Origin of the sequence: Acinetobacter sp. ANC 3882 (genome assembly GCF_022549545.1) — a bacterium.
In the GTDB taxonomy this organism is placed as follows: Bacteria; Pseudomonadota; Gammaproteobacteria; order Pseudomonadales; family Moraxellaceae; genus Acinetobacter.
In genome coordinates, this window is the sequence record NZ_JAKZGB010000002.1 from 168,277 (window position 1) to 194,007 (window position 25,731).

22 protein-coding genes and 2 tRNA genes are annotated in these 25,731 nt (G+C 41.5%); 15 read left to right on the forward strand and 9 right to left on the reverse strand.

The genetic code is table 11. The features are described 5' to 3' along the window. The first annotated feature begins 285 nt into the window (after positions 1 to 285). Both MMO42_RS05920 and MMO42_RS05925 read left to right on the forward strand, forming a co-directional pair. Complete coding sequence (locus MMO42_RS05920; RefSeq protein ID WP_241319704.1) at positions 286 to 2,007, forward strand: GGDEF domain-containing protein; 1,722 nt, start codon at positions 286 to 288, stop codon at positions 2,005 to 2,007. Between the two features lie 78 nt (positions 2,008 to 2,085). Next, positions 2,086 to 3,042 carry a helix-turn-helix transcriptional regulator gene (locus MMO42_RS05925; protein ID WP_241319705.1) on the forward strand — a complete coding sequence of 319 codons (957 nt, stop codon included), beginning with the start codon at positions 2,086 to 2,088 and terminating at the stop codon, positions 3,040 to 3,042. Positions 3,043 to 3,091: 49 nt separating this feature from the next. On the opposite strand, the gene uvrA is transcribed toward MMO42_RS05925, so the two are convergent. After that, positions 3,092 to 5,923: an excinuclease ABC subunit UvrA gene (gene uvrA / locus MMO42_RS05930; protein ID WP_241319706.1), complete on the reverse strand. Its 2,832-nt coding sequence runs from the start codon at positions 5,921 to 5,923 to the stop codon at positions 3,092 to 3,094. Positions 5,924 to 6,167: 244 nt separating this feature from the next. Here uvrA and MMO42_RS05935 point away from each other — a divergent pair, with 244 nt between their 5' ends. The 3 genes from MMO42_RS05935 to MMO42_RS05945 all read left to right on the forward strand — a co-directional run bounded on the left by MMO42_RS05935 (position 6,168) and on the right by MMO42_RS05945 (position 8,174). Then, positions 6,168 to 6,770, forward strand: a complete 603-nt coding sequence (locus MMO42_RS05935) for a TetR/AcrR family transcriptional regulator (protein ID WP_005147589.1) — start codon at positions 6,168 to 6,170, stop codon at positions 6,768 to 6,770. A 3-nt stretch (positions 6,771 to 6,773) separates the two neighbouring features. Then, positions 6,774 to 7,751, forward strand: a complete 978-nt coding sequence (locus MMO42_RS05940) for a zinc-binding dehydrogenase (protein WP_241319707.1) — start codon at positions 6,774 to 6,776, stop codon at positions 7,749 to 7,751. Between the two features lie 69 nt (positions 7,752 to 7,820). Beyond that, positions 7,821 to 8,174 carry a DUF1304 domain-containing protein gene (locus MMO42_RS05945; RefSeq protein WP_005297513.1) on the forward strand — a complete coding sequence of 118 codons (354 nt, stop codon included), beginning with the start codon at positions 7,821 to 7,823 and terminating at the stop codon, positions 8,172 to 8,174. A gap of 152 nt (positions 8,175 to 8,326) precedes the next feature. Here the strand turns inward: MMO42_RS05945 and tenA are convergent, their stop codons facing one another. After that, positions 8,327 to 9,001, reverse strand: a complete 675-nt coding sequence (tenA, locus tag MMO42_RS05950; protein ID WP_241319708.1) for a thiaminase II — start codon at positions 8,999 to 9,001, stop codon at positions 8,327 to 8,329. A 174-nt stretch (positions 9,002 to 9,175) separates the two neighbouring features. Between tenA and MMO42_RS05955 the strand changes: the two genes are divergently transcribed. The 4 genes from MMO42_RS05955 to MMO42_RS05970 all read left to right on the forward strand — a co-directional run bounded on the left by MMO42_RS05955 (position 9,176) and on the right by MMO42_RS05970 (position 14,265). Next, the gene (locus tag MMO42_RS05955) at positions 9,176 to 10,258 is read left to right on the forward strand and encodes a DUF475 domain-containing protein (RefSeq protein ID WP_005209435.1); all 1,083 of its coding nucleotides are present in this window, start codon (positions 9,176 to 9,178) and stop codon (positions 10,256 to 10,258) included. Between the two features lie 157 nt (positions 10,259 to 10,415). After that, the gene (locus MMO42_RS05960; protein ID WP_241319709.1) at positions 10,416 to 11,777 is read left to right on the forward strand and encodes an MFS transporter; all 1,362 of its coding nucleotides are present in this window, start codon (positions 10,416 to 10,418) and stop codon (positions 11,775 to 11,777) included. 51 nt (positions 11,778 to 11,828) lie between these two features. Further along, positions 11,829 to 12,413, forward strand: a complete 585-nt coding sequence (ssb, locus tag MMO42_RS05965) for a single-stranded DNA-binding protein (protein WP_241319710.1) — start codon at positions 11,829 to 11,831, stop codon at positions 12,411 to 12,413. Between the two features lie 415 nt (positions 12,414 to 12,828). Next, positions 12,829 to 14,265, forward strand: coding sequence for an amino acid permease (locus tag MMO42_RS05970; RefSeq protein WP_241319711.1), 1,437 nt, complete (start codon positions 12,829 to 12,831; stop codon positions 14,263 to 14,265). Between the two features lie 137 nt (positions 14,266 to 14,402). On the opposite strand, the gene MMO42_RS05975 is transcribed toward MMO42_RS05970, so the two are convergent. Then, positions 14,403 to 15,080 (reverse strand): hydrolase, encoded by a 678-nt coding sequence (locus MMO42_RS05975; protein WP_005147577.1) that lies wholly within the window; start codon positions 15,078 to 15,080, stop codon positions 14,403 to 14,405. Positions 15,081 to 15,215: 135 nt separating this feature from the next. Between MMO42_RS05975 and MMO42_RS05980 the strand changes: the two genes are divergently transcribed. Further along, the gene (locus tag MMO42_RS05980) at positions 15,216 to 16,136 is read left to right on the forward strand and encodes a LysR substrate-binding domain-containing protein (protein WP_241319712.1); all 921 of its coding nucleotides are present in this window, start codon (positions 15,216 to 15,218) and stop codon (positions 16,134 to 16,136) included. Between the two features lie 10 nt (positions 16,137 to 16,146). Here the strand turns inward: MMO42_RS05980 and MMO42_RS05985 are convergent, their stop codons facing one another. After that, positions 16,147 to 17,073, reverse strand: coding sequence for a LysR substrate-binding domain-containing protein (locus MMO42_RS05985; protein ID WP_241319713.1), 927 nt, complete (start codon positions 17,071 to 17,073; stop codon positions 16,147 to 16,149). 71 nt (positions 17,074 to 17,144) lie between these two features. After that, complete coding sequence (gene ycaC, locus MMO42_RS05990) at positions 17,145 to 17,771, reverse strand: isochorismate family cysteine hydrolase YcaC (protein WP_005147560.1); 627 nt, start codon at positions 17,769 to 17,771, stop codon at positions 17,145 to 17,147. Between the two features lie 285 nt (positions 17,772 to 18,056). Here ycaC and MMO42_RS05995 point away from each other — a divergent pair, with 285 nt between their 5' ends. The 4 genes from MMO42_RS05995 (at position 18,057) to MMO42_RS06010 (ending at position 21,915) form a co-directional block, all read left to right on the forward strand. Then, complete coding sequence (locus MMO42_RS05995; RefSeq protein WP_241319714.1) at positions 18,057 to 18,923, forward strand: pirin family protein; 867 nt, start codon at positions 18,057 to 18,059, stop codon at positions 18,921 to 18,923. A gap of 433 nt (positions 18,924 to 19,356) precedes the next feature. Next, entirely contained in the window at positions 19,357 to 20,655 is a 1,299-nt protein-coding gene (locus tag MMO42_RS06000) for an FAD-dependent oxidoreductase (RefSeq protein WP_005297503.1), read from the forward strand. Positions 20,656 to 20,657: 2 nt separating this feature from the next. After that, a complete protein-coding gene (locus MMO42_RS06005) occupies positions 20,658 to 21,485 on the forward strand; it encodes a class I SAM-dependent methyltransferase (protein WP_241319715.1) in 828 nt (275 codons plus the stop codon). 7 nt (positions 21,486 to 21,492) lie between these two features. Then, a complete protein-coding gene (locus tag MMO42_RS06010; RefSeq protein ID WP_241319716.1) occupies positions 21,493 to 21,915 on the forward strand; it encodes a GFA family protein in 423 nt (140 codons plus the stop codon). Positions 21,916 to 21,924: 9 nt separating this feature from the next. On the opposite strand, the gene MMO42_RS06015 is transcribed toward MMO42_RS06010, so the two are convergent. From MMO42_RS06015 to MMO42_RS06030, 4 genes are all read right to left on the reverse strand, one after another. Next, a tRNA-Thr gene (locus MMO42_RS06015) sits at positions 21,925 to 22,000 on the reverse strand. A gap of 100 nt (positions 22,001 to 22,100) precedes the next feature. Beyond that, complete coding sequence (locus tag MMO42_RS06020) at positions 22,101 to 22,427, reverse strand: gamma-glutamylcyclotransferase (protein ID WP_241319717.1); 327 nt, start codon at positions 22,425 to 22,427, stop codon at positions 22,101 to 22,103. 148 nt (positions 22,428 to 22,575) lie between these two features. Further along, entirely contained in the window at positions 22,576 to 23,445 is an 870-nt protein-coding gene (locus MMO42_RS18245; RefSeq protein WP_241319718.1) for a GIY-YIG nuclease family protein, read from the reverse strand. A gap of 153 nt (positions 23,446 to 23,598) precedes the next feature. Further along, a tRNA-Ser gene (locus MMO42_RS06030) sits at positions 23,599 to 23,688 on the reverse strand. Positions 23,689 to 23,813: 125 nt separating this feature from the next. Here MMO42_RS06030 and MMO42_RS06035 point away from each other — a divergent pair. Beyond that, positions 23,814 to 25,694 carry a potassium transporter Kup gene (locus MMO42_RS06035; protein WP_241319719.1) on the forward strand — a complete coding sequence of 627 codons (1,881 nt, stop codon included), beginning with the start codon at positions 23,814 to 23,816 and terminating at the stop codon, positions 25,692 to 25,694. The last annotated feature ends 37 nt before the right edge of the window (positions 25,695 to 25,731 follow it).

Here is a 25,731-nt window from a genome sequence, read left to right on the forward strand (position 1 = left end):
AGATAATCTTTATAATTATACTATCTGTATGATTTTTATTGAATATATTAAAAATATAAAAAATAAATAAGAACGACTTACTTGCTTTGATTTAATTAATAATGATTCTCAATAAATTAATGCGCTTCTTATTTATTAGTTGAAAATTCACGGAATATAAGTCATTGAAATTAATGTAAGCAAAAAACTTGGTTTAATCGTGGTAGTGTTATTTGGAATTCAGCTAAAATTATTAGCTGTTTAAAAAGCAATCGAGATCATTTTTGAAACGAGCAAGGTGTCTGAATGGGGCGTAAATTAAAAAGCTCAAAATTACGTTCTGAGCAGATTAGCCGTCGCCTCTTTTTCTGCATGATTGCCATTATCTTTTCAATTTCCTATCTTTCTATTCCTTTAATCATTAACAGTTATCAAGAATATATAAAATCTGATCAAACTCTCACTGAAATTACCTGCCTTCGTGCACTAGTGAAAACAGCCAATAAGATTTCCAGAGAGCGGGCACCTTCAAATAAAGTGATGTCGAGTCAGCCCGATGTGTTGCTCAAGAATCAAAAAGAATTGGCAGCGTATCGTAAAGTTGTTGATATGCAGATTGATGACACTATTGAGGCCTTAAAACAAAAAGGTTTCAAACTTATCGCTTATGAATTAGAAACAGATTTAAAAGTTAAGTTAGCCACAGCACGGGCCATTGTCGACACCTATGCCAACACACCGCAAGCTGAGCGCACCTCAGCGCAATATGATCATGCCATTTTATCGATGTTTGGGGTCTGGGATGACAGTCGTGAATTTTTAACGTGGTTGCTGGTGCGTTCGAATAGTAAGAACAGCAAGATGTCGAATTATTTTACTTCGATTCTGGTCTTGACCGATATGCGTGATCAAGCGGGTCGCGTAGCTTCCAATGTGATGGCATCTGTAAGCTTTGGTGAAAAAATTCCAGATGAGAACCGAGCTCGTTCATTACAGACACAACATCAAGCCATTTATCTCTGGGAACTGATTGATACGATTCAGCCAGAAGAATCGAAAACTCCAGAATATGTAAATTTATATCGACGTGTGAAAACTGAGTTTTTAGATAAAGGCTTGCCGATTATTGCGCAGTTATTGGATGAAAGTAAAAATAACCAAGCATATTTCCTCTCAGGAACAGAACTGACCGAACGTATGGTGGGGAAATTCACACCAGTGATGGATCTGCAAAACTATATTTTGAATTACAGTATAAGTGTTGCAGAAGAACAGAATCAGTTGGCGAAGCGACAGTTTATTTTTACTTTGTGTATTTCAAGTCTGTCTTTATTGATTGCGATTTTCACCATGATCTATGCGAAGCGGAAAGTTTTTAGTCCACTAATTCATGCGCGCGATATGATCTTGCATCTATCTGGAACTTCGGATGAGCAAGCTGAGAATAACAAAAATAAGGAAGAGTTTTTCTCCTTGTTTGAAGCGATTGATAAATTGAAAGGAATGTTGAAGCAGCGCGATACGATGGAGTTGCAGCTGAAGCAGATTGCAAATTCTGATGTATTGACGGGTGTTGCCAATCGTTTGGCCTTGGATGAATATATTCAGCTTCTTGAATCTAAACCTGAGTCGTTGTCACAGACTTGTGTGATTGCAATCGATATTGATAATTTTAAGTTCGTAAATGATCAATATGGGCATATCGTGGGTGATCAGGTGATTACCATGATTGCAGATCAGTTGAGGCTAAATGTTCGAGCATCTGATTTAATCGTGCGTTATGGTGGTGATGAGTTTTTGGTAGTGATTGAGAATATTCAAATGGAGGCTGCAAAAGTGGTGGCAGAAGGTATTCGTTCGGGGATTTTAAAGCAAAAGATTGTGCTTTCGAACATGTCTGACTCAATTCAGGTTTCAGTGAGTATCGGGGTGGCGATTGGCGCAAATAGTTGGCTAGAGCTGTTAGAACAAGCGGATCAGTCGTTGCTCAAAGCCAAGGCAAAAGGGAAGAATATTGTAGAGACTTGATATAGTCTTCAGCGATTTGACATTGCTTTTAAATAAAATATACTTTTAAGTATATTTTATACGTATAAGTTTTGAATAATGAAATTATCAGCTCTAAAAAAAGTTCGACTAGCAAAAATGATGACTCAAACTGCAGTTGCAGAAGCTATGGGAATTAGTCAACCCAATTATCAACGTTGGGAATCTGGAGTTGCTTCTATTCCTAAGACTAAACAGGCAAAGTTAGCAAAAATATTAAATTCAACTGTAGATGAGATTTTAGGTAATCCTCGGCCTTTTGATAATTTAGGAATTCATGAAGAGATCAGCGATGAAGATACGTATTTTGGAGAAATATCATTTCATTTCGCATCAGGGAAAGGGCTTTTATTTCCAATTACTGAGGCTGAAAGATCGAGACTATATTATCGATTAAATGGTAAAGGTGACTTTATAGTTGTTGAATCTCTAGATAATAGAATAGCTTTTATTCGTCGAGCTTCAATACTAGATGTTTATCTCTCAAGTGAAGCATTTGATACTTTTGGCCCTGAAAAATATAGCGATTGGTTAGGATTAAATAGAATTGAAGATGAGGAATGGTTGGTTATAGAGAATATTGAGTGTTTAGAGGTTGTAACGGATCTAATAGGTGAAGAAAAAGTAAAAAACTATGTAAAGAAAATACTTTTAACCAAAGAAGAGTTGGATGCATTAATTGAACAAGGTCATATAAAGGCGGAAGATAAGGAAAATGTTCAAATAGATGCATCTAAACAATTCAAAAAATTATATGCCAGAGCAACCGAGATTCAGTGGCAATTTGTTAATGGTAAAAAAAGAAAAGAGCAGGTATTTGATGATCAAAAGTTATATGAAGCTTTTTCCTGCCTTGAGATTGATCCAGAAAATGCAGATGAACTGATCTATCTACCCGTAGAGAGATACCATAGATCAATTTTTATAAATACTTCAGAGTTGGATTATATTTTTATTCCAGCACATAAATTTAATTATGGTCGATTAGAGACTTTAGAAGAGGAATTGGGTGAATAGATCATTAGGCTAGAAGTCGCTGAGCCTTCTAGCCTAATTTAATCAAACATTACTTCAACAACGGTTTTAAGAACTTCGCTGTATGTGAAATTTTAGATTTCACCACTTGTTCAGGTGTTCCTTCGGCAATGATTTGACCACCACCCGAGCCACCTTCAGGGCCTAAGTCAATCACCCAGTCAGCGGTCTTGATTACATCCAGATTATGCTCAATCACAACGATGGTATTCCCCTTATTGCGTAGCTCGTACAAAATGTCGAGCAACTTGGCAATATCATGGAAATGCAGACCTGTGGTCGGTTCATCCAAGATATATAAGGTTCGACCCGTATCGCGTTTTGCCAACTCACGTGCCAGTTTCACCCGTTGTGCTTCACCGCCAGAAAGGGTCGTTGCTGCTTGCCCTAAACGAATATAGCCAAGACCGACTTGAGTTAAAGTATCTAAACGACGATGAATCACAGGAATGGCACTAAAGAACTCAGCGGCGTCTTCCACCGTCATTTCCAAGACATCAGAAATGTTCTTGCCTTTATAACCCACTTCTAAAGTTTCACGGTTATAACGCTTGCCATGACAAGCATCACATGGCACATACATATCAGGCAGGAAGTGCATCGCCACCTTAATCATGCCGTCGCCTTCACAGGCTTCACAGCGACCGCCTTTCACGTTAAACGAGAAACGACCTGCGCTATAACCACGTGCTTTGGCTTCAGGTGTCTGAGCAAACAATTCACGAATCGGCGTGAATAAACCCGTGTAAGTGGCAGGATTCGAACGTGGCGTACGGCCAATAGGACTTTGATCAATATCCACCACTTTATCTAAATGTTGTAAGCCGTCGATCGAATCAAACTTTTCAGCAGTCAGCGTGGTTGCCCCATTCAGCTGAGTTGCAGCCAAAGGCAATAAGGTACGGTTAATCAAGGTTGATTTACCAGAACCAGACACCCCAGTCACACAGGTCATGATACCCAATGGAATGGTCAAATCGACATTTTGTAAGTTATGTCCGCTTGCACCAGAGAGTTTAATGACTTCATCTGGACGAGGGGATTGGGTCCGTTGTTTTGGTACTTCAATCTTCAATTTACCTGACAGATATTGACCTGTGAGCGAGTCGGCATGATTCGCCAATTCATCATAAGTTCCTTCGGCAATCACCGCACCGCCATGAATACCCGCACCTGGTCCGATATCAATAATATGGTCAGCAGCACGGATGGCATCTTCATCATGCTCAACTACAAGCACGGTATTACCGAGATCACGCAAGCGAATCAGGGTTTGTAGCAGGCGATCATTATCACGTTGATGCAGACCAATCGAGGGTTCATCAAGCACATACATCACGCCCATCAAGCCTGCACCGATCTGTGAAGCCAGACGAATACGTTGCGCTTCACCGCCTGAAAGGGTTTCGGCTGAACGTGCCAGACTCAGATAATTCAGGCCAACACTGACCAGAAAGTGTAAACGTTCACGAATCTCTTTAAAGATTTTATCGGCGATTTCACCTTTAGCACCTTCAAGGTTCAAATCTTGATAATAGTTTTCCGCATCGCCAATCGACATCTTGGTGATTTGGGCAATGGTTTTGTCTTTGACACGAACGTGACGAGAAATTTCATTCAGACGTGAACCGCCGCAAGCATCACATGCTGCATTCGATAAGTATTGAGCTAAATCATCACGGACATAATTCGATTCAGTTTCGCGATAGCGACGTTCTAAATGCGGCAAAATCCCTTCAAAGGCTTGCACGCGACTGTGCTTACGACCACGCTCATCAATATAACTGAGATCGATTTTCTCTTTGCCTGTGCCTTGCAAGAATTTCTTTTGCGTGTCTTTATCCAGTGTATTCCATGGCTGATCCAGATCGATACTGAAATGATCCGCGACTTTTTGCAGCATGGTGTAGTAATACGGGCGTTGTCTATCCCAACCACGAATCGCACCTTGGCTGATTGAAACCTCAGGGTTTGGAATCAGTTTATCTGAACTGAAATGGCTGCGTGTACCCAAACCATCACAAACTGGGCAGGCACCGAATGGGTTGTTGAATGAGAATAGACGTGGTTCAAGTTCAGCCACAGCACGATCACACTCAGGGCAAGAATGTTTCGCCGAGAACACGCGTTCAGGATGTTCGCCATTCATCCATGATAAAACTGCAATATCACCACCTAAACGTAATGCGGTTTCAAACGACTCTGCAATACGGTTACCGAGATCGTCACGTACTTTAAAGCGATCGACCACGACTTCAATGGTATGTTTTTTCTTCTTGTCCAGCTCAGGTGGTGTATCAATATCAATGATTTCACCATCGACACGTGCACGAACAAAACCTTGACCTTGTAACTGTTCAAATAATTGGGTGTATTCACCTTTACGTTCACGCACTACAGGCGCAAGCAGCATCAGGGCTGTGCCTTCTTCAAGTCCTTTTACTGCATCGACCATTTCTGAGATGGTTTGTGCCACCATCGGTAGATCATGCTCAGGGCAGTAGGGCGTACCCACACGTGCGTAGAGCAAACGTAAATAGTCATAAATTTCAGTAATGGTACCGACGGTTGAACGTGGGTTGTGGCTTGTTGATTTTTGTTCAATCGCAATCGCAGGCGATAAACCTTCAATCGAATCGACTTCAGGTTTCTCCATCTGTGATAGGAATTGGCGCGCATAAGCCGACAGGGATTCGACATAACGGCGCTGACCTTCGGCATACAAGGTATCAAAGGCCAAGGATGATTTTCCTGAGCCAGAAAGTCCCGTAATTACCACAAACTTGTCACGTGGAATATCGAGTGACACATTTTTTAAATTATGGGTACGTGCGCCTCGAATACGGATATGACTTTGACTCATAAATACATCTCAATAAGCTGAATATGAAAACATGTATATGATAGCGATTTAAAATCGTTCAAGTGGTATAAAAATAATTAAAACGACAAATTGTGACGGTTAATGAACTGGTTCACATTTATCTCACGCGATGCGCCTAGTATTTTTAGCATTCAATGCCACAGATTGCCATGTAAAAATTGATCACGGATTAAAATACATAATTTACTAGACGACTGGTCTAATAGTGATTTATAGTGTGTGCATGAAACGATCAAATAAAAGTGAAACTACTCGACAACATATCCTCGATACCAGCTTTGAATTGGTGTTGCGTAAGGGTTTTGTCGGTGTTGGTTTACAAGAGATTCTCAAAGCCTGTGATGTCCCGAAAGGGTCGTTCTACCACTATTTTGCTTCTAAAGAAGCATTTGGCTGTGCTTTGCTCGAACAATATATGGCGGATTATAAGGTCCGTGTAGAGCAGCTTTGGCAACATACTGAACAAAGTGCCTATGCGCGTCTGATGGCTTTATGGCAAGCGTGGATTGAGGACCCAGTTTATGGCAGTTGGGCGGAAAATTGTCTGATTGTGAAACTGGCGGCCGAGGTTGCGGATTTATCCGAGGACATGCGTGAAATTCTCAATCTTGGGGTGCATCGATTGACGCAACGCGTGGCCTTGTTATTACAAGAAGGGCAACAGCAAGGCTCAATCCCTGTGCATCTTGACCCACTCAAAACAGCCCAAGTCATGTATCAATTGTGGTTGGGTGCGGCCCTGATGACCAAGTTAGCGCAAGACAAAGCACCGCTACATTTAGCTTTAGAAACCACACAACAGCTGTTACAGCCGATTAAGGAATAAACCATGCAAAGTATTATCCATGAAAGTTTTGGTGAACCTGTAGAGGTATTGCAGCTAGCAGAAATGCCACAACCTGAACCTAAAGCAGGTGAGGTTCGTATTAAAACCATCATGTCTCCCATGCATAACCATGATGTTTGGACCGTACGTGGTAGCTATGGCTATAAGCCAACGCTCCCAGCCATTGGTGGCAGCGAAGCGGTGGGGATTGTCGATGCAGTCGGTGAAGGTGTCGATGAAAGTAAACTGGGACAGCGTGTTGCGGTTGCTGGCGTACATGGCAGTTGGGCAGAATATTTTATTGCACCTGCACAAAGCATCATTCCGTTAAATGATGCAATCGATAATGAGACAGCAGCTCAACTGATCGGCATGCCAATCAGTGCCTTGATGCTACTTGATTTTGTTAATCTACAAGCAGGCCAATGGTTGATTCAAAATACGGCCAATGGTGCAGTGGGTAAAACCGTTGCGATGATTGCCCAAGCTCGTGGACTACAAGTCATTAATTTAGTTCGCCGTACTGATGCGATTGCAGAAATGCAGGCATTGGGTATCCAGCACATCGTGGCGACGGATCAGCCAGATTGGAAACAACAAGTCAAAGCCATACATGCAGATCAAGCATTAATTGCAGGGGTAGATTCAATTGGTGGCAGTGCCAGTGGTGAAATGTTGAATTTACTGAGTGAAAATAGTCTGTTGGTTTCATTTGGCAGTATGACAGGAGAAACCATGCAGATCTCATCCGGGGATCTGATCTTTAAACAGGCAACCGTAAAAGGTTTCTGGGCCAGTGTCGTGAATAAAGAAATGCCAGCGGAACGTAAAAAGGCTTTGTTCGTGGAACTGATTACATTGGCGACCCAGAAGAAACTGATTTTGCCTGTTGAGGGAGTATTCAGTTTTGATGAGATTAAGACTGCCGCGCTTAAAGCAACACAAGGTGCACGTCAGGGTAAGGTCTTGTTACAGCCATAATCTAAACACACATCACCAGCCGAGAGGCTGGTCTCTTCCAATGTAGTCATCATAAAAAGGAAAAATCAGATGCTTGGACAATTACTTATCGGACTCATCGCATTATTGCATGTCTATATTTTGGTGTTGGAAATGTTTCTTTGGGACAAGCCTTATGGCCTAAAAGCCTTTGGTAATAGTCTGGAAAAAGCACAGCTCACTAAAGTGTTGGCACAAAATCAGGGGCTTTATAATGGTTTTCTTGCCGCAGGTCTATTTTGGTCATTACTGGCACCCGCTACGTATGCAATCGCGATTGCCAATTTCTTTTTAGCCTGTGTGCTGATCGCAGGTATATATGGTGGTTTGACTGCCAGCAAGAAGATTATTTACATTCAAGCTGTACCGGCATTGCTTGCTTTAATTGTGGTGAATGTTTTTTAGTCGAAAGATAAAAGTAGGTTTTCGATGAGGTTTATGCTTTAATGCACTCAGTTTGAGATGAGCCTCATACAGTATATCGGACGATACGATATACGACTAAGCCCCTAATAGGGGCTTTTTTATGTCTATAGAAAATGCAGATAAGGGGCTGTTTAGGCTTGATCCAGACCTAACCATTGACGTTGTTGGTAGGCACTATCCCAGAATAACCATTCCAGTTTTGCGCCCATGGTATAGGCTGCGTGCATTTTCGCCAAAGTATCTTCATCACAACGTGTAGCCACTTTATCAACCGTTGCAATCACATTACGCACTGCCGTATTAAATTCTTCACCTGCATAGGTATCGATCCAGGCTTGGTAAGGGTTATTTTCGACCGATTGATTGACGATATCTTTACCCACTTCTGCATAAATCCAAAAACATGGCAGGAGTGCCGCCAGAATGACAGGATAGCTTTCTGACCATGCTGTTGCTGTCAGAAAAGAGGTGTAATGATGGCAGGCAAGGGTCAGCGGTGTGCTTTCAAACTCGGTTTTGCTGATGTCAAATTCCTGCATGAAGTCACTGTGTAAACTGCGTTCCACAATAATGGCAATTTTAGCCGCTTCAGAAAATTGAATCACATCATCCGCTTCATAGGCCTTTGCCGCAGCAACAGCGAGAGCACGACCATAAGCCAATAAGTAATGTGCATCTTGAATGACATAGTGACAAAAGGCTTCACGATTTAATGAACCTGCTGCAAGTTCTTGATTAAACGGGAGTGCTAATATTTTTTGATATAAATCTTGATTACGTTGCCAAACATCTTGAGAAAACGTCATGGATTGAACCTTATTAAAGCAAGCCTAAAAGAAATCTGTCAGCACTATAACAGAGTCTTGTCGCGATAATTTTTTCTTCAAAATAAGTGCAACAATCTTTTGTCTATTTCAACTCAAACTCGCCTACAATAGACACATTTTTATCCCCCCGACAATTTGAATAAAAGGTTGCTCATGAAGCATTTCCGTTTCTCAATTTTCTTTACGGTAGTGTGTTTAGCACTATCTGCCTACTGGGGCTATACGCACGGCCCAGAAGCAGGCGTTGCGACGATGCTTAAGGCATTAACAATCACTGCAATTTTGGCAGTGATGGAAGTTTCTTTATCATTTGATAATGCGGTTGTGAATGCATCGGTACTGCGTGGTTGGGATCATTTCTGGAAGATGATCTTCTTAACGGTGGGCATCCTGATTGCCGTATTTGGTATGCGTTTAATTTTCCCTGTCGTCATCGTGGCTGTGACTGCGGATATGGGCATGATTGAAGTGGCTAAATTGGCATTGAATGATCCAAAGACCTATTCAGAACGCTTAATGGCACATCATGCTGAAATTGCAGCATTTGGTGGAACATTCTTATTGCTGGTATTCCTGAACTTCTTCTTTGATGATGGTAAAGAAACCCATTGGTTTAAATGGTTAGAAGCAAAATTAGCGCACTTGGCTAGCGTACCTGCAATGTCTGTTTTCCTTGCCTTGATCGCGATGATTATCATGGCTGCAAATGTGGAAGAATCAGCTCGTTTGGCAGTGACCATGGCAGGTATCTGGGGCATCGTGGTGTATATCGGTGTGCAAGTACTGAGTCATTTGTTGGGTGGCGAACCTGAAATTGATGAAAATGGTAATGCCGTGACTCATGACTCAAATGGCGCAGCGACAGGTGTCGTCAAAGCAGGTTTTGGTGGTTTCCTTTACCTTGAAGTACTTGATGCATCGTTCAGTTTTGATGGTGTGATCGGTGCATTTGCAATTACCAGTGATGTGGTGATCATCATGCTCGGTTTGGCAATTGGTGCAATCTTCGTCCGTTCAATGACCATTTATTTGGTTGAGAAAGGCACCTTAGATGCATACATCTTCTTGGAACATGGCGCGCATTATGCGATTGGTGCTCTGGCATTTATCATGATCGCAAGTGGTACTGGCTTGCATGTACCTGAAATCGTGACAGGTTTAATCGGTGTAGCCTTTATTGTTTGGGCAGTCATCGCCTCGATCCAATATAGCAAGCGGGAACAGCAAGCCTCTTAAGTTTGCTTTCAGCTTGATTCGATATGATAAATAAAGGAGCGAACATCGCTCCTTTATTTTTTCTCCGCAGAAAGATTGTGTTTTTCATAATCTACTTACAACCTTTGTAGGCGAATGGCTTATAATTCGCTGAGCCAGTTATAGTGTCTTATCAACAATGAATGCTTTAGAACGCCGTTCAACCTTTGCCTTAAGTAGCATTTTTGCCTTACGCATGTTGGGCTTGTTCATGATTATTCCTGTCTTTTCAGTGGCAGGACAATCCTATCAATACGCGACGCCAGTCTTAATTGGTCTTGCGGTTGGGGTATATGGCTTAACCCAAGCAATTTTACAGATTCCATTTAGCTTATTGGCCGATCGTTTTAGCCGTAAACCTCTGGTGGTACTCGGCTTATTGCTGTTTGCAATTGGCGGTGCAATCGCAGGTTTATCTGACACAATTTATGGTGTGATTATTGGTCGCGCGATTGCAGGCGCAGGTGCGGTTTCGGCTGTGGTCATGGCTTTATTGGCCGATGTAACCCGTGAAGAACAGCGTACCAAAGCCATGGCTGTGATGGGGATGAGTATTGGTTTATCCTTCGTTGTCGCTTTTAGCTTAGGGCCGTGGCTCACCAGTTTAGTCGGTATTTCAGGCCTATTTTTTGTCACCACCATTATGGGTTTGGCGGCAATTTTAATGTTGCTGTTGGTTCCTAAAGTAACGCGACATCATCGCAACTACCAGCAGGGCTATCTGAATCAGCTGAAACAAGTCATCCAAATGGGTGAGCTGAATCGTCTGCATGTTTCGGTATTTGCACTGCATTTATTGCTGACAGCGATGTTTATCTATGTACCTTCGCAGTTGATTGAATACGCACAAATTCCATTGGCGAAGCATGGTTTAGTCTATTTGCCATTATTGGTCATCAGCCTATTCTTTGCTTTTCCAAGCATCATCATCGCGGAAAAATATCGCAAGATGCGTGGCATTTTTCTTACCGCAATTGCTGGGATTATCGGTGGTTTATTGATCCTGATTTTTGGCTACGAATCTAAGTATGTGTTGCTCGCTGGACTTGGATTATTCTTTATTGCCTTTAATGTCATGGAAGCTTTATTGCCGTCTTGGTTATCCAAAGCAGCACCGATTCAGTCTAAAGCGACTGCAATGGGGGTCAATGCCAGCAGCCAGTTTTTAGGGGCATTCTTTGGCGGTACTTTGGGTGGTCAGCTTTTGATGTTACAGAATACTGCGCTCGGGTGGAGTGTGCTCACGGGGATTGCTATAATATGGCTGCTGATTAGTTTTGGTCTGGCTCAGCCGAGATATTTATCTTCCATTGTGTTGCCTTTACCTCAGGCTATACAAACAGATGAATGGACTTCAAAACTGTTGGCGATTCGTGGTATTGAAGAAGTCGTGGTGATGCCAGAACAGCAAGTTGCGTATATTAAAGTCGATAAACAGCGCATAGATGATGTTGGGCGACAAGATTTAACGCACTTGATTGGCAAAGAGGTAGCCATTTAATCATAACTCTTATAAAGTAAAACATAGAAATATATAGGATGAAGACAGCTAATGCGTGGTGTGAATAAAGTTATTTTAGTAGGTACTTTAGGTAAAGATCCAGAAACAAAAACTTTTCCAAATGGTGGATCGTTGACTCAATTCTCGATTGCGACCAGTGAATCGTGGATGGATAAAAGTACAGGTGAGCGTAAAGAGCAAACAGAATGGCACCGTATCGTGTTGCATAACCGTTTAGGTGAAATTGCTCAACAATATCTGCGTAAAGGTTCAAAAGTGTATATCGAAGGTTCATTGCGTACCCGTCAATGGACAGACCAAAATGGTCAAGAGCGTTACAGCACGGAAATCCGTGGTGATCAAATGCAAATGCTTGATAGCCGTCAACAAGGCGAGCAGAGCGGTGGTGACTTTAACCAACCACGTTTTAACAACAATAATAATAACCAAGGTGGTGGTTACCAAAATACAGGCTATAACAATAACAACAACCAAGGTGGTTATGGTCAAGGCGGTGGCAATCAAGGCAATTATGCGGGTAGCCCTCAGGCAGGGAATGGTTTTAATACACCAAAAGCAGCACCACAACCCGCTGCCGCAGCGCCTGCTGATTTAGACGATGATTTACCGTTCTAAGCTCAAAGCATAGAACAAAAGCGAGGATAACTTAGGTTATACCTCGCTTTTTTATTGGGTTATTTCTACAGCCATAACACGATAGGTGCAATGGCTGTCTATATGACGTCAATACTTTTATTTTTAAGAAATAAATTAGAAAAAACCTCTGAAAGCTGACCTTAAGCTCCTTCTGTTTTGTATAGAAACGCCGAAATTGGCTCTTATTTTTATTATAAAAGTGGCTCTTGTTTGTTCACTGCCGAAACGACAGATTAAGTGTATTGAACGTATGCATACGGAAAGTGTCGGTTTAGTCATATAAAGATCCATGAATGGATGATGAACAAAACGACTAAATTTTTAGAGAGTATTTTTTATTTCAGAGTTCGCTGCTCTGGAGTATGAGTATTCCCCATATGTTAAGGAAAATAATATGGCAGTACAGCCTGATTGTTCTGAGCCTAATCGAGCCCAAGGTTTACAAAGTGGATTGAAGTCTCGCCATCTGACCATGATTTCCATTGCTGGCGTGATTGGTGGTGCACTGTTTGTTGGCTCTGGTAATGTAATTTATTCAGCGGGTCCAGCCGTCATATTGGCTTATGCCTTAGGTGGTTTGTTAGTCCTTTTTATTATGCGCATGCTGGCTGAAATGGCTGTTCTTAATCCAGATAGTGGTTCATTTTCCACCTACGCGGACCGTGCGATTGGACGTTGGGCAGGGTTTTCAATCGGCTGGCTGTACTGGTGCTTTTGGACACTGCTCATGGGGTGGGAAGCTTATGTCGCAGGTAAAATCCTACATAGCTGGTTTCCTTTTATTCCCATCTGGGGATATATGTTATTGGTGATTGTTTCTTTGATTTGGGTAAATCTAAAAGATGTCAAAAGCTATGGTGAGTTTGAGTTCTGGTTTGCCTTAATTAAAGTCGTGGCGATTGTCATATTTTTAGTGATTGGTAGCTTAGCCATTCTGCACTTATGGCCATGGGGCGAAATTTCTCAGACTAATTCAGGGAACCTTTTATTCCAAAAAGAATTCATGCCGAATGGTATTGCACCTGTAATAACGGCGTTGTTGGGTGTGATGTTTGCCTATGTCGGAGCTGAAATTGTGACTGTGGCTGCGGCAGAATCAAAAAGCCCTGAGAAAGAGATTCGAAAAGCCTCTAATTCTGTGGTCTGGCGTATTTTATTGTTTTATGTCGGATCCATGTTGATTACAGTCTGTTTAATTCCGCATGACAATCCTTTATTGAAAGATCCGACTTGGGGCACCTATAGTGTCACGCTGACGGCACTTGGGATTCCTGAAGCGCGTCATATTGTAAATTTTGTTGTACTCACTTCCGTATGTAGTTGTTTTAACTCAGCACTGTATACCTGTTCCCGTATGTTATTTTCACTTTCCAAGCGCGGTGATGCCCCAAAATGTTTGGCTTTGACTAACCGTCAGGGGAGTCCATGGATTGGTGTTTTATTTTCCAGCCTATTTGCTCTCGTTGCCGTGTATTTAACCGCGACAGAAAGTATGAATGTCTATGATGTTTTAATGATGGCAACAGGAACGGTCGCTTTATATGTGTATTTGGCGATTGCATGTTCTCAGTTACGGATGCGGAAAAAATATGAACGCGAAGGTCAACATATCGACTTTAAAATGTGGTTTTTCCCATGGATTACATATGCCGTGATTTTCGTTATTATTGGGTCATTGGGGGTGATGTTGGTCGAAGGGACTTATTTTAAAGAAGTTACTTATACCTCAATGCTAGCGTTATCGATTGTATTGGTTGGTTTTTTGGTTCAGAAATTGAGCAGGAGCAAAGTCGAGAAAAATGCCTTGCTGCAAGAAAAACAGTCGATCTAAACGTAGATAAGCAAAGAGCCTCATGGTCTTGAAAACTAATGATCCAAGACTTGAGTAATCTCTAGAAATACATCGCAAGTCTTAAAATTTGAAAAGGCATAAAACTGAGTTTTATGCCTTTCTTATTGGTGTTGCTTTTAGCGTGCAGAATCTAAGGTTTCATGATTGGTCACGACTTCTTGAGCTTTGCTATAACTTTCAATCAGAAGCTGATACGCAGGGAAAATTTGCGTATAAACCTGCGCCCATTCCAGTGCATCATCACGATTCCAAGTGCGCTGAATTTCAGAAGCGACTGCTGCGGTATCCATTGGCACTACACCTGCTTGTACCACACGTGCCAAGGTAATTTCTTCTGCCATTTTGCTATAGGTACCAGAAGCATCAACCACGGCAAAGACTTTATAGCCATCAGCGACTGCACTGATTGCAGGGAAGGCCATACATACGCTGGTGATGGTTCCAGCAATAATCAAGGTATTGCGACCAGTTGCTTTGACTGCTTTGACAAAGTCCTCGTTATGCCATGCATTGATTTCGCCTTTACGTGCGACATATTGTGCATGTGGTGCATTGGCATGAATCTCAGGAATCAAAGGACCATTTGGACCTTGTGGTACAGACGCTGTGGTAATTACTGGAATGTTGGCTAAACTTGCGATTTTGGCAAGTGCCGCAGCACGCTGACGTAACTCAGGCATTGGCATATCGCCGACGGTTTGGAATAAGCCGCTTTGGTGGTCAATCAACAGCATTACGGCATCATTGACATCGATGACTGGTGCTTGACCATTGAAATTTGCTGGCATTGTCATTGTTGTATCCTCATCATGTTATCGTTGGTATAATTGATAATATAGGTAGGACGATGACTAAAAAATATCTATAATAGGATATATTGTCATACTAAAAGAACAATCAACCCCTGCACTCACGTCGAGCAAATAAACATGAAAGATTTAAATGACTTATATTTCTTCGTCAAGGTGATCGACTGTGGTGGTTTTTCGGCAGCCAGTCAGGAATTGATGGTCACCAAGTCTCTATTGAGTCGCCGTATTGCCGAATTAGAGGAGCGGCTTGGGGTGAAGTTAGTAAATCGAACCACCCGACAGGTGTCGATTACCGAAGTGGGTAAAATCTATTATCAGCATTGCAAAGCCATGTTGATTGAAGCCGAGGCCGCTGAAGAAGCGATTGAGTTTTTAACTGCTGAGCCACGTGGACTCATTAAGCTGTCTTGTCCGACCAATTTGCTGCATATCAATATTAGCCCGATGCTGAACGAGTTTTTGCAGCTTTACCCTAAAATTAACCTACATGTCGAAGCAACCAATCGCCGTGTGGATTTAATCAATGAACGTTTTGATTTGGCGATACGGATTCGTCCTTTGCCTTTGGCAGATAGTGAATTAATTGTGCGAGAACTGGCTTTGGCGCGTCAGTTTATTGTTGCCAGTCCAGATTTATTGCATCAGTTCTATTCAATTACTGAGCCACAGCAATTGACCCAATTCCCGATTTTGATGATGGAGTCCTTTGCACCTGAGTATTCTTGGCAATTATTTTCTCATGATCAGCAAGAGCTCAAAGTTCAGTGCCATCCTCGCTTGACCACCACTGATTTGACTGCATTAAGAGAGGCCACCCTACAGGGTTTGGGTGTGGCTAAATTACCTGAGTTAATGGTGGCGGAAGATATTAAACAGGGGCGCTTGATTCACGTTTTACCAGAATGGCAGCCTAAAGCGGAACTGATCCATTTGGTTTATACCTCAAGGCGAGGATTACTCCCATCGATGAAATTACTGATCGATTTTTTGGTGAAAAAATTTGCTGAATTGAAGCAACAGAACTCAGTGCTCTATTAAAAAAACTGCACTATAAAGAATAGCCACTGTCAGTTTTTGCCAATTCACGTAGACCCTCCATGAGCGTTTCAATCAGCTTTTCGACCACCAAACGTTGACCTTTACGAGAAGCATAGACCAATTGAACCGTACCCCGATTAGATTTCCATTCAGGCAGTAGATGAATCAGCTTGCCTTTTGCAATATCGGCTTGCACGGTGAGATAGGGGAGGTCAGCAATCCCAAGACCATCGCTGACGGCATAATATACACCAGCCAAATCATTGCTTTTAACTCGGGGTTGATAAGGCACATCCACGCTTTCATCACGGTTGACATGACATAAATGCCAATAGTATTGATGTTTTTGAATGCCCAAAGCCACGCTCGGGTAGTGCTGTAACTCTGAATAATGCTGAATGGTTTTGCCTTCTAATAATTCCGGTGCTGCCACTAAACAATGCTCGGTGCGAATTACATCACGGACGATGAGACTAGAGTCCTGATTTGGCTCAAAACTGGTTCGAATCGCGATATCAATATCGTCATGCAAGACATCAACGCGACGGCTGGTAAGTTCTAAAGAGATTTCAACTTTTGGATAGGTTTTCAAAAACTGATTCAGTAATTTCCGAATTTGAAAATGCATCATCAAAGGCGGACAACTGATTTTAACGACGCCTTGCGGTTCATTCTTTTGTTTGAGCAAGACATTTTCCGCACATTCTACCTGTGCAATCACTTTGCAGCATTCTTCATAGAACTCTTGACCTAATTCCGTGACCTTAAAATGACGGGTCGTTCGCTGAATGAGACTGACATTAAATTTATGTTCAAGTTCAATGATGCGACGACTGAGTTTGGATTTACTGATATTTTCAGCTTCGCTGGCCGCACTGAATCCACCGTGTTTCACCACCAGATAGAAATAATGAAAGTCATCAAATGAATTGATCAAAGCAAGTCGAATCCAATAAATATTGAAAGATTAGAATAGCATTAACTATCCTAATCTTTTCTTCGCAAGCCTTATTTTTGAGCAGTATTTTGCGCGTAACTATTCATTAAGTTGCGATAGTCAGGAATATGATTGGAGAATAATGCACCCAAGCCTTCAATATCATTACGCCAGTCACGATGTAATTCACATGCCATCCCAAACCAAGTCATCAATTGTGCACCTGCCTGTGACATACGATCCCACGCAGCATCGCGGGTGAGCGCATTGAATGTTCCTGAAGCATCGGTAATCACGAATACTTCAAAACCTTCTGCCAATGCGGACAGTGCAGGAAAGGCCACACATACTTCTGTGACCACGCCGGCAATAATTAATTGTTTTTTTCCTGTGGCTTTAATGGCTTTGACAAAGTCTTCATTGTCCCACGCATTGATTTGACCAGGACGGGCAATATAAGGCGCATCAGGAAACATGTCTTTCAGTTCTGGTACCAATGGACCATTGGGGCCATTTTCAAAACTGGTGGTTAAAATGGTCGGTAGATTGAAATATTTAGCGGCATCGGCAAGTGCTAATACATTATTTTTGAATTTATCTGGATCGATATCTCGAACCAAAGAAAGCAGACCTGTTTGGTGATCGACCAACAGCACGGCAGCATTGTCTTTATCTAGGCGAATATAATCTTTAGTCATGGTTGTATCCTCATGTTTTTGTAAAAAGAATTTAAAAAGAGCAGCTCTTTTAGCTATTGCTTGGAATTATGCTAGATAAATTTTGAGGATAGATGAAGGACAAAAAATGAGATAAACAATATCAAAAATGGGATGATTGATAGCATCCTGAGCAGTATCAAGTTTTATTAATTCAATTGTCCTATAGATAGAATAATGTGTTGCTAATCTATGGCTATAAGCAAGATTCACGGAGGCGTAAAATTAACCTCATGAACAGAACTTCTACGCTATGGGAGAAACCGAATGAAAAAAATTCTTGGTGTGTATCAAAACAAACACATGCACTGGGTGGGTGATGGTTTCCCAGTTTATAACTTGTTTTCTTATGACCGTTTAGGCCAAAGTATCAGTCCTTTTTTACTGTTGGACTATGCGGCACCTTATCGCTTTGATCCAACCACAGCGCAGCATGGCGTGGGGTCGCATCCACATCGTGGTTTTGAAACAGTAACCATTGCCTATAAAGGTGAAGTGACACATAAAGACTCAAGTGGTGGTGGTGGCACCATCAAAGCGGGTGATGTGCAATGGATGACTGCGGGTGGCGGTATCCTGCATCAAGAGTTCCATTCACCTGAGTTCGCTCATCAAGGTGGTTTATTTGAAATGGTACAGTTGTGGGTGAATTTGCCAGCGCATTCAAAAATGACGCCAGCGAAATACCAAGCGATTGAAGCAGATCAAATTCAGCATATTGCACTGGATGATGCAGGCAGTGAAATGCGTGTGATTGCAGGTCAATATCAAGATACTGCGGGCGCAGCAACTACTTTTAGTCCAGTCAATGTGTGGGACGGCACCCTGATTAAAGATCAGCAACATACCTTCTATGTAACCGAAGGACATACCACTTTATTGGTGCTGCTCTCTGGTCAGGTTAGCTTAAATGAAAGTCAAAGCATTGAAGCACCGAGTTTGGTGGTACTGAGTCGCGAAGAAATTGACTTTAGTATGAAGGCCGAACAGGACAGTAAATTCTTGATTTTGACAGGCCAACCACTGAATGAACCGATTGAAGGTTATGGACCTTTTGTCATGAATAGCAAAGCGGAAATCGTAGAAGCAGTTCGTGATTTCAATAGCGGTAAATTTGGTGTAATGGAAGCTTAATTGATGAATTAAATCAGTTGCTTATATAAGAAAGCCTATCACTCCGTTAGAGTGATAGGCTTTCGCTGTAAGGGTCCTCTATTGATTTTTTTAATATTATGTCACTTATAATTATTCAGCTTGTTATGTGACTTTGTTCTCGTTATTGTTAAATAAAAATAGCACTAATCTGGGGCTTTGCAAAGCGTGTAAAGTGCTGAAAATGAAAAAATATAGAATGTTCTGTATGTTTTTGTGTCCTAAAGTGTAATAAATTCAAGTTTTTCATTATGTTACTGTTGAAATGCAAATTGTGATAAAATGTAACAAGAATCCAACAACGATATTACGACAAAAGTCTGGCAGAAGCCTTGAATCTGGTATTTTTTAATACCGCGTTTCGCTTAACTATCGGTCATAATCAAGAAAAATCATCAACTGATGGGACATAATTTTGGATATTGCAATTATTGGCAGTGGAATGGCAGGACTTGCCTCAGCCAGAATCCTACATGATGCAGGGCATAAGGTTACTATATTCGAAGCACTCGCTGGACGAGGCATGGATAGTCATAGTATTGATTTTGATGGTGGTATTATTGATGCCCCATTACGTGTAATGAATCCAAAGCTTTGGCAAAATACGCTCAGCTTGGCAAGCTACTTGGGCATTGAAACCTTTCCTGTCCGTACATTTATGGCTTGCAGTTGGTTGTTTGAAGATAAGACTGATACATGGCTGACCACATCACGCAGCCGTATTGGCAATTTCCCAATTATTAATAACCGCAAAGGCATTCAGCAATATGGTTGGCGTTTGGTCAAAGGCATGTTGCAGCTGAAAACCGCGGTGCACCAATTCTTTAAATCGGATAATCAAGACATCACCTTGGCCGAATTCATGAATCAATATCATATTGAGGAGGTGTTCTGGCATGGCACGGTGATGCCAGTGCTGTACACGATTTGTACGTGCCATCCCAAAACCATCGGTGAATGGCCTGCCAAACCTTTACTAGAATTTATCCGTCAGTTGACTGAAGGTGAAGCGTTATTGCGTATGAAAGGTGGCACACCTGCGCTAGTCAATCGCTTGATTGAAGGTATCGAAATTCATAGCGGTTCTCCAGTTAAAAAAGTGGAAGAGCAGGGCGAAAAAGTTCTGGTGGAAAATGAGCAAGGTGAAAATCAGTTATTTGATCGTGTAGTGATTGCGACACCAACGCCTGTGATTGAAGATTTTCTCAAGCAGCCACAATTTGCCGAAGACATTGCCTTATTGAAAAAATTCCGTTTTGAACAAGGTGATTTAGTCATTCATACCGATCCAATTGTGATGCCAGAGCGTCGTAAAGATTGGGCGGTGTTGAGCTATATGATGGATCGTAAATTTACCCGTCAGCAATTTACCGTGTGGATCAATGCGATTGAGCCGAGCCTAGTCGGTAAAAATGCCGTATTCCAAACGTGGTGCCCTGTGATTGATATTGATCCGAAGAAAATAATTTCCAAGGTCAAACTCACCCGTGCAGTAGTCGATTCGGAAACGGTGGCCTTGAATAAACAAATTCAGCAACGCCATTTAGATTTAAACCGCAAAGTATTTTATTGCGGTTCATGGTCATGTGATGGCTTGCCAATTTTAGAATCGGCAGTGACCTCTGCAATGCATATTTCTGAAATTTTAGGCGCCTCTGTGCCATTTGTTGGATTGAAACCGAAAGTAGCCGTTGCACCTGAACTCGGCTATTAAGCATGGCCACCTTCAAGCAAGCACTGATTGAAAAAGTCATTGGGCATAAATATGCGATTGATGCCACACGGCTCGGCGATGATGCATTGCTTGCTTGGAGTAATTTGGGTTTTTGGCAAGGCCAACATCATGATTATCCACAGGCCTGTCGAAGTCTGGCCGATCAAATTGCACGATCGATTCAACTGAAATCCACAGATCGTGTTTTAGATTTAGGCTGTGGACAAGGCGCAAGCCTATTACATTGGTTGACGCATTATCAAATTCAACAGCTCAGTGCAGTTGAACTACAAGCTGATTGCGTCAAACGAATTCAAAAACAATTGCCGCAAGTGCAAACTCATTGTGAATCTTTTTTGAATTTAAAAACGCTCGGACTTTTGAATTCATTTAATGTGGTGCTGTGTATAGATGCCGCTTATCACAGTCATTTGAATTCATTTCTCGATTCAGCTTCTACTGTTTTGAATTCAAAAGGCCGCATCGCTTTTCACACGTTGATGTGGTCAGAGAATTGGCAGAATTGTACTTATCTACAAAAACAGAAATATCATTACCTATTAAAAAGTGCAGATGTGAATTGGCAACAGTTGATGGGTCAGCAGCAGCTTGCACAGACTTTGGTGCAGCATGATTTTACTGATATTCAAATTCAGGATTTTTCCGAACCTGTATTGAATGGTTTTGCTGAATATATCGAAACACGAAAAACTGAAAAAACAGCTTTTGATTTGGCTCAACTCAAAATAAACATGACTGCTAAGTTGTGCCGAAAACTCTACCAAGATGGATTAGTACGTTATATTCAAATCAGTGCAGTAAAAAAGTGAGAACAAGATGCCAAATGAATATAAAGGTTCATGCCTGTGTGGGGCAGTGAGCTATCAGGCGGAAGTTACGCCACGTTATCGTTTTAATTGTCATTGTCGTGATTGTCAGAAAGCTACAGGCAGTGCCTATGCACCGATTGCCTTCTTTCATCAATCTGAATTGAAAATCGAAGGCGAGCTGAAATATTTTGAATCTTTCGGTTTATCAGGCAAGCCGATTCGCCGTGCATTTTGCCCTAATTGTGGTTCGCAAATGTTTGGTTTACCAGAACTCGTACCTGAGATGATTTCAATACGTGCAGGAACGCTGGATGATCCAAATCTGTATCAACCGCAAGCAGAATGTTTTGTGAGTCATGCAAATGAATGGGATCTGTTAAATCCGAATATTTCGCATTTTGAAAAAATGATGGGGAAGAAAAGAGAATAAAGAGAGAAATGGTGCCGGCACACGGATTCGAACTGTGGACCTACTGATTACAAGTCAGTTGCTCTACCAACTGAGCTATGCCGGCAACGTGGCGAGAATTCTACAGAATCTAATTAAAAAAACAAGCGAAAAAATGAGCAATCAGATAAATTTAATTCGTTTGTCGAATTTTCGCCAATTTCAGCTTAATTATTCAGTGCATAAACAAAGGAATCAACGATTTCGCCTGTGCTTAAGTGCGCTTTGACAGGCACACGTTGATAACCTGCACCTTCGAATTCATCCAGTGCTTGCCAGTGTTGTTCTAGATTGTCTGAGAAGAATACAAAGCCAGATACCTTTTGATCTGTTTGATCTAAAACAATACCCGGAAAGCCCAATTCAGCTCCCCAACCTTGTTGTTTGAGGGTGCCAAATACATGTGCGTCTGCCCATGTGCCACCAATATTTTCCATGATATGGGCATTGGGACGGTTTGGCCCTAAAGTGCCATAAACAAATAAACTGAGCATAGTGAAAGATAGAAAAGTAAAAGAAATAGAGTAGCAAAAATGGGGGAGAACGGATATCTGCGAGACTAAAAGAATTCTGCTTTTTCTAGGAGCATTGCTTTGTTTTGATACACATGTATATGTTGAAGCTACTCATGTAATTTTCAAATTATTCAATTACAGGAAAGTTTGCTTGTACTTGTTTATAGCTCTCACCAGATGCATTAATCCATGATATTGGCCCTGGTGCTTGTCTACCTAAAACAATAGATGCTGCTGCACTTGGAGAAGTAAAACTTGCATCCTCAATGAATATGAGATGTTGTTCGTGTTGTTTTAAGATTTCTGCTTCAAGAAGTTTTTTCCGTATTCTGAGCCAACCTTCAGCAATTGAATTTGAGATTTTTATACTGGCTTGAGAGCCTGCTTTAACTATAAAGCCTTCATCAGTTTCTATCATTGTAGCTTTTATTAATTTAGACTTAATATAGTAAATCATTTGGTTATCTATAGGCTGTATTGGAATATTTATGTGAGGAGTGGCCTCCACAAGTGTATTTAACCCAACTGTAGGAAGAATAAGATGGATCTGGTCAATAAAATATTCCATATCGGAAATATCTGCTTCTGATAGCCGAGCACCTTTCGGCAGATTAGAGTTATCAATAAAAGAACTATTTGCTTTATAGGCTAATGTAATTAATCGGGCTTCAAGATATTTAATATGAGCTTTAGTTAACATTTCATCTTTACTTAAAAAGCAAATTACAGAATCAAAATCTCGATCTGCAATATGTTGTTTTAGCCTAGCTCTTAATTCTTCCGCTTCACCAATATAAATACTTTCATCAAAATCGTGTGATTTACTTTGGCTACGTAATAGATAAATTCCTGGAACGTCAAATTCAGATCGAGAAAGTAAAGCCTTTAAAGATGCTCTAGGTGAGTAGATAGCTTTGCCTGACCAATTGCCTATTTCAATAGTTTTAGCACCGGTAGGAGTACCATCAAGCATATAGATTGTTAACTTTCTTCCCACTTTAACGATCCTTAAAATTTCTTGTATAAGTTGCAGATTGAAAATTTAATATTATGAATTGAATTTAAAAAATCCAAGTAAGTCGTATGTTTGTTGATAATCAATAGAGTTATTTTTTGTAGTTCAAGCAGATTAAAAGTATTAAAAAAATTCTGGCGGTGAGAGAGGGATTCGAACCCTCGATACGCGCAAACGTATACACACTTTCCAGGCGTGCTCCTTCAGCCACTCGGACACCTCACCAAGGTGTGCGATAGTAACCAAAAAAATGCACGCTGCCAAGTTGTAGTCGAACAGATTTGCAGAAAAACTTTTTGGCTAGTGATAATATTGCGCCATATAACGTTCTATTTTGAAGACAACATAATATGCAAAGTACTGCAAAAAAAGCCGCTTTGCCCGCGATGACGCTGGCAGCACTAGGGGTGGTATTTGGAGACATTGGAACAAGCCCACTCTATGCAATACGGCAATGCTTTGTCACAGGACATGTTGATATCAGTGAAGGTTCGATTCTAGGTATTCTTTCACTGATCTTTTGGTGTATGAACCTAACCATTAGTTTTAAGTATGTCTCAATGATTATGCGTGCGGACAACAATGGCGAAGGCGGGATCATGTCATTGCTCGCACTCAACTTGCGTTCCTCCGTTTTTAGTAATAAAAATAAAATCTTTCTGATTGCATTGGGGTTTATCGGAGCATCACTGTTCTTTGGGGACGGGATCATTACCCCAGCAATTTCAGTACTGTCTGCGATTGAAGGTTTGAGTCTGGTGACGCCTACTTTAGATCGTTGGTTGGTTCCGATTGCTTTGGGTATTCTCACCGCATTGTTTATGGTGCAGCGACATGGTACCGCCACCATGGGGAAATTCTTTGGCCCGATTACCTTGCTCTGGTTTGCGTCGATTGGTCTGATCGGGTTGTGGAGCATTATCCAGACGCCATATGTATTGATGATGGTCAATCCGTATTGGGCATTCCATTTTGTCTTTGATCAACCAACGGTTGCCTTTATCACCATGGGCGCGGTGATTCTAACCATGACTGGTGGTGAGGCCTTGTATGCCGATATGGGTCATTTTGGACGTATGCCAATTAAACTGGCGTGGTTCTTGGTGGTACTACCTTGCTTGCTTTTAAACTACGCAGGTCAAGGTGCATTGTTGTTACGTGATGCCAAAGCCATTGAAAACCCATTCTATTTATTGGTGCCAGATTGGGCTTTATTCCCGATGATTGGCTTGGCAACAGCCGCAGCAGTAATCGCTTCTCAAGCGGTCATTACAGGTGTATTTTCGATGGCAAACCAAGCCATTCAATTACGCTATTTACCGCGTTTAACTGTGCACCATACTTCGGATGTAGAGCAAGGTCAGATCTATCTGCCTTTTATTAACTGGGTATTATATATTTCAGTTGTGATTCTGATTTTACTGTTTGAAAGCAGTGCGGAATTGGCGAGTGCTTATGGCGTCGCTGTGACCATGACCATGCTGTGCGGTACGATTCTGATCTCGACTTTAGCCTATGGTGTATGGCGTTGGCCGTTATGGAAAGTAGCATTATTTGCAGTGCCATTCCTGATTATTGATTTAATTTTTGTTGGTTCAACTTCATTAAAAATCTTGTCAGGCGGTTGGGTGCCGATCTTGATTGGTGTGGTGGTGTATACCATTTTAATGACTTGGAAACGTGGTCGTGAAATCGTCTATACCCGTATGGAAACCAATGCCTTGCCAATTGAATTGTTCATCAAAAGTATTGGTATGAGCAAGGAAACCCATTTTGTACCAGGTGAAGCGATTTTCTTAACAGGAACACCGCATATTGTGCCACATGCAATGCTGCATAATATTAAGCACAATAAGGTTTTGCATGAACGTAATGTCATGGTCACGGTCTATACCCAAGATATTCCGTATGTGGCCAATGAAGATCGTTTAAAAGTTGAAAAACTGGATGAGCATTTTTATCGCATCTTTATTTACTACGGTTTTAAAGATCAGCCAAATATTCCAGAGGCGTTGAAACAGGCCTATGAACAGTTGGACTTCGAATTCGATATGATGCAAATGAGTTTCTTCATTTCACGTGATCGTATCGTGCATACCGTGGGTGATGGTATGTCACCATGGCGTGAAAAGTTATTCATCTCGATGCAGCGCAATACCAGTCCTGTCAGTGACTTTTATCAGATTCCAACCAACCGTGTGGTGGAGCTGGGCAGTCAGATTGAAATTTAAATAAAAACAGATAAAAGGCACTTTCGGGTGCCTTTTT

Excerpts from the sequence above, each read along its gene's own strand:
- MMO42_RS05920 (WP_241319704.1), top strand. The coding sequence starts at position 286 with ATGGGGCGTAAATTAAAAAGCTCAAAATTACGTTCTGAGCAGATTAGC.
- MMO42_RS05925 (WP_241319705.1), top strand. The coding sequence starts at position 2,086 with ATGAAATTATCAGCTCTAAAAAAAGTTCGACTAGCAAAAATGATGACT.
- uvrA (WP_241319706.1), bottom strand. The coding sequence starts at position 5,923 with ATGAGTCAAAGTCATATCCGTATTCGAGGCGCACGTACCCATAATTTA.
- MMO42_RS05935 (WP_005147589.1), top strand. The coding sequence starts at position 6,168 with ATGAAACGATCAAATAAAAGTGAAACTACTCGACAACATATCCTCGAT.
- MMO42_RS05940 (WP_241319707.1), top strand. The coding sequence starts at position 6,774 with ATGCAAAGTATTATCCATGAAAGTTTTGGTGAACCTGTAGAGGTATTG.
- MMO42_RS05945 (WP_005297513.1), top strand. The coding sequence starts at position 7,821 with ATGCTTGGACAATTACTTATCGGACTCATCGCATTATTGCATGTCTAT.
- tenA (WP_241319708.1), bottom strand. The coding sequence starts at position 9,001 with ATGACGTTTTCTCAAGATGTTTGGCAACGTAATCAAGATTTATATCAA.
- MMO42_RS05955 (WP_005209435.1), top strand. The coding sequence starts at position 9,176 with ATGAAGCATTTCCGTTTCTCAATTTTCTTTACGGTAGTGTGTTTAGCA.
- MMO42_RS05960 (WP_241319709.1), top strand. The coding sequence starts at position 10,416 with ATGAATGCTTTAGAACGCCGTTCAACCTTTGCCTTAAGTAGCATTTTT.
- ssb (WP_241319710.1), top strand. The coding sequence starts at position 11,829 with ATGCGTGGTGTGAATAAAGTTATTTTAGTAGGTACTTTAGGTAAAGAT.
- MMO42_RS05970 (WP_241319711.1), top strand. The coding sequence starts at position 12,829 with ATGGCAGTACAGCCTGATTGTTCTGAGCCTAATCGAGCCCAAGGTTTA.
- MMO42_RS05975 (WP_005147577.1), bottom strand. The coding sequence starts at position 15,080 with ATGACAATGCCAGCAAATTTCAATGGTCAAGCACCAGTCATCGATGTC.
- MMO42_RS05980 (WP_241319712.1), top strand. The coding sequence starts at position 15,216 with ATGAAAGATTTAAATGACTTATATTTCTTCGTCAAGGTGATCGACTGT.
- ycaC (WP_005147560.1), bottom strand. The coding sequence starts at position 17,771 with ATGACTAAAGATTATATTCGCCTAGATAAAGACAATGCTGCCGTGCTG.
- MMO42_RS05995 (WP_241319714.1), top strand. The coding sequence starts at position 18,057 with ATGAAAAAAATTCTTGGTGTGTATCAAAACAAACACATGCACTGGGTG.
- MMO42_RS06005 (WP_241319715.1), top strand. The coding sequence starts at position 20,658 with ATGGCCACCTTCAAGCAAGCACTGATTGAAAAAGTCATTGGGCATAAA.
- MMO42_RS06010 (WP_241319716.1), top strand. The coding sequence starts at position 21,493 with ATGCCAAATGAATATAAAGGTTCATGCCTGTGTGGGGCAGTGAGCTAT.
- MMO42_RS06020 (WP_241319717.1), bottom strand. The coding sequence starts at position 22,427 with ATGCTCAGTTTATTTGTTTATGGCACTTTAGGGCCAAACCGTCCCAAT.
- MMO42_RS06035 (WP_241319719.1), top strand. The coding sequence starts at position 23,814 with ATGCAAAGTACTGCAAAAAAAGCCGCTTTGCCCGCGATGACGCTGGCA.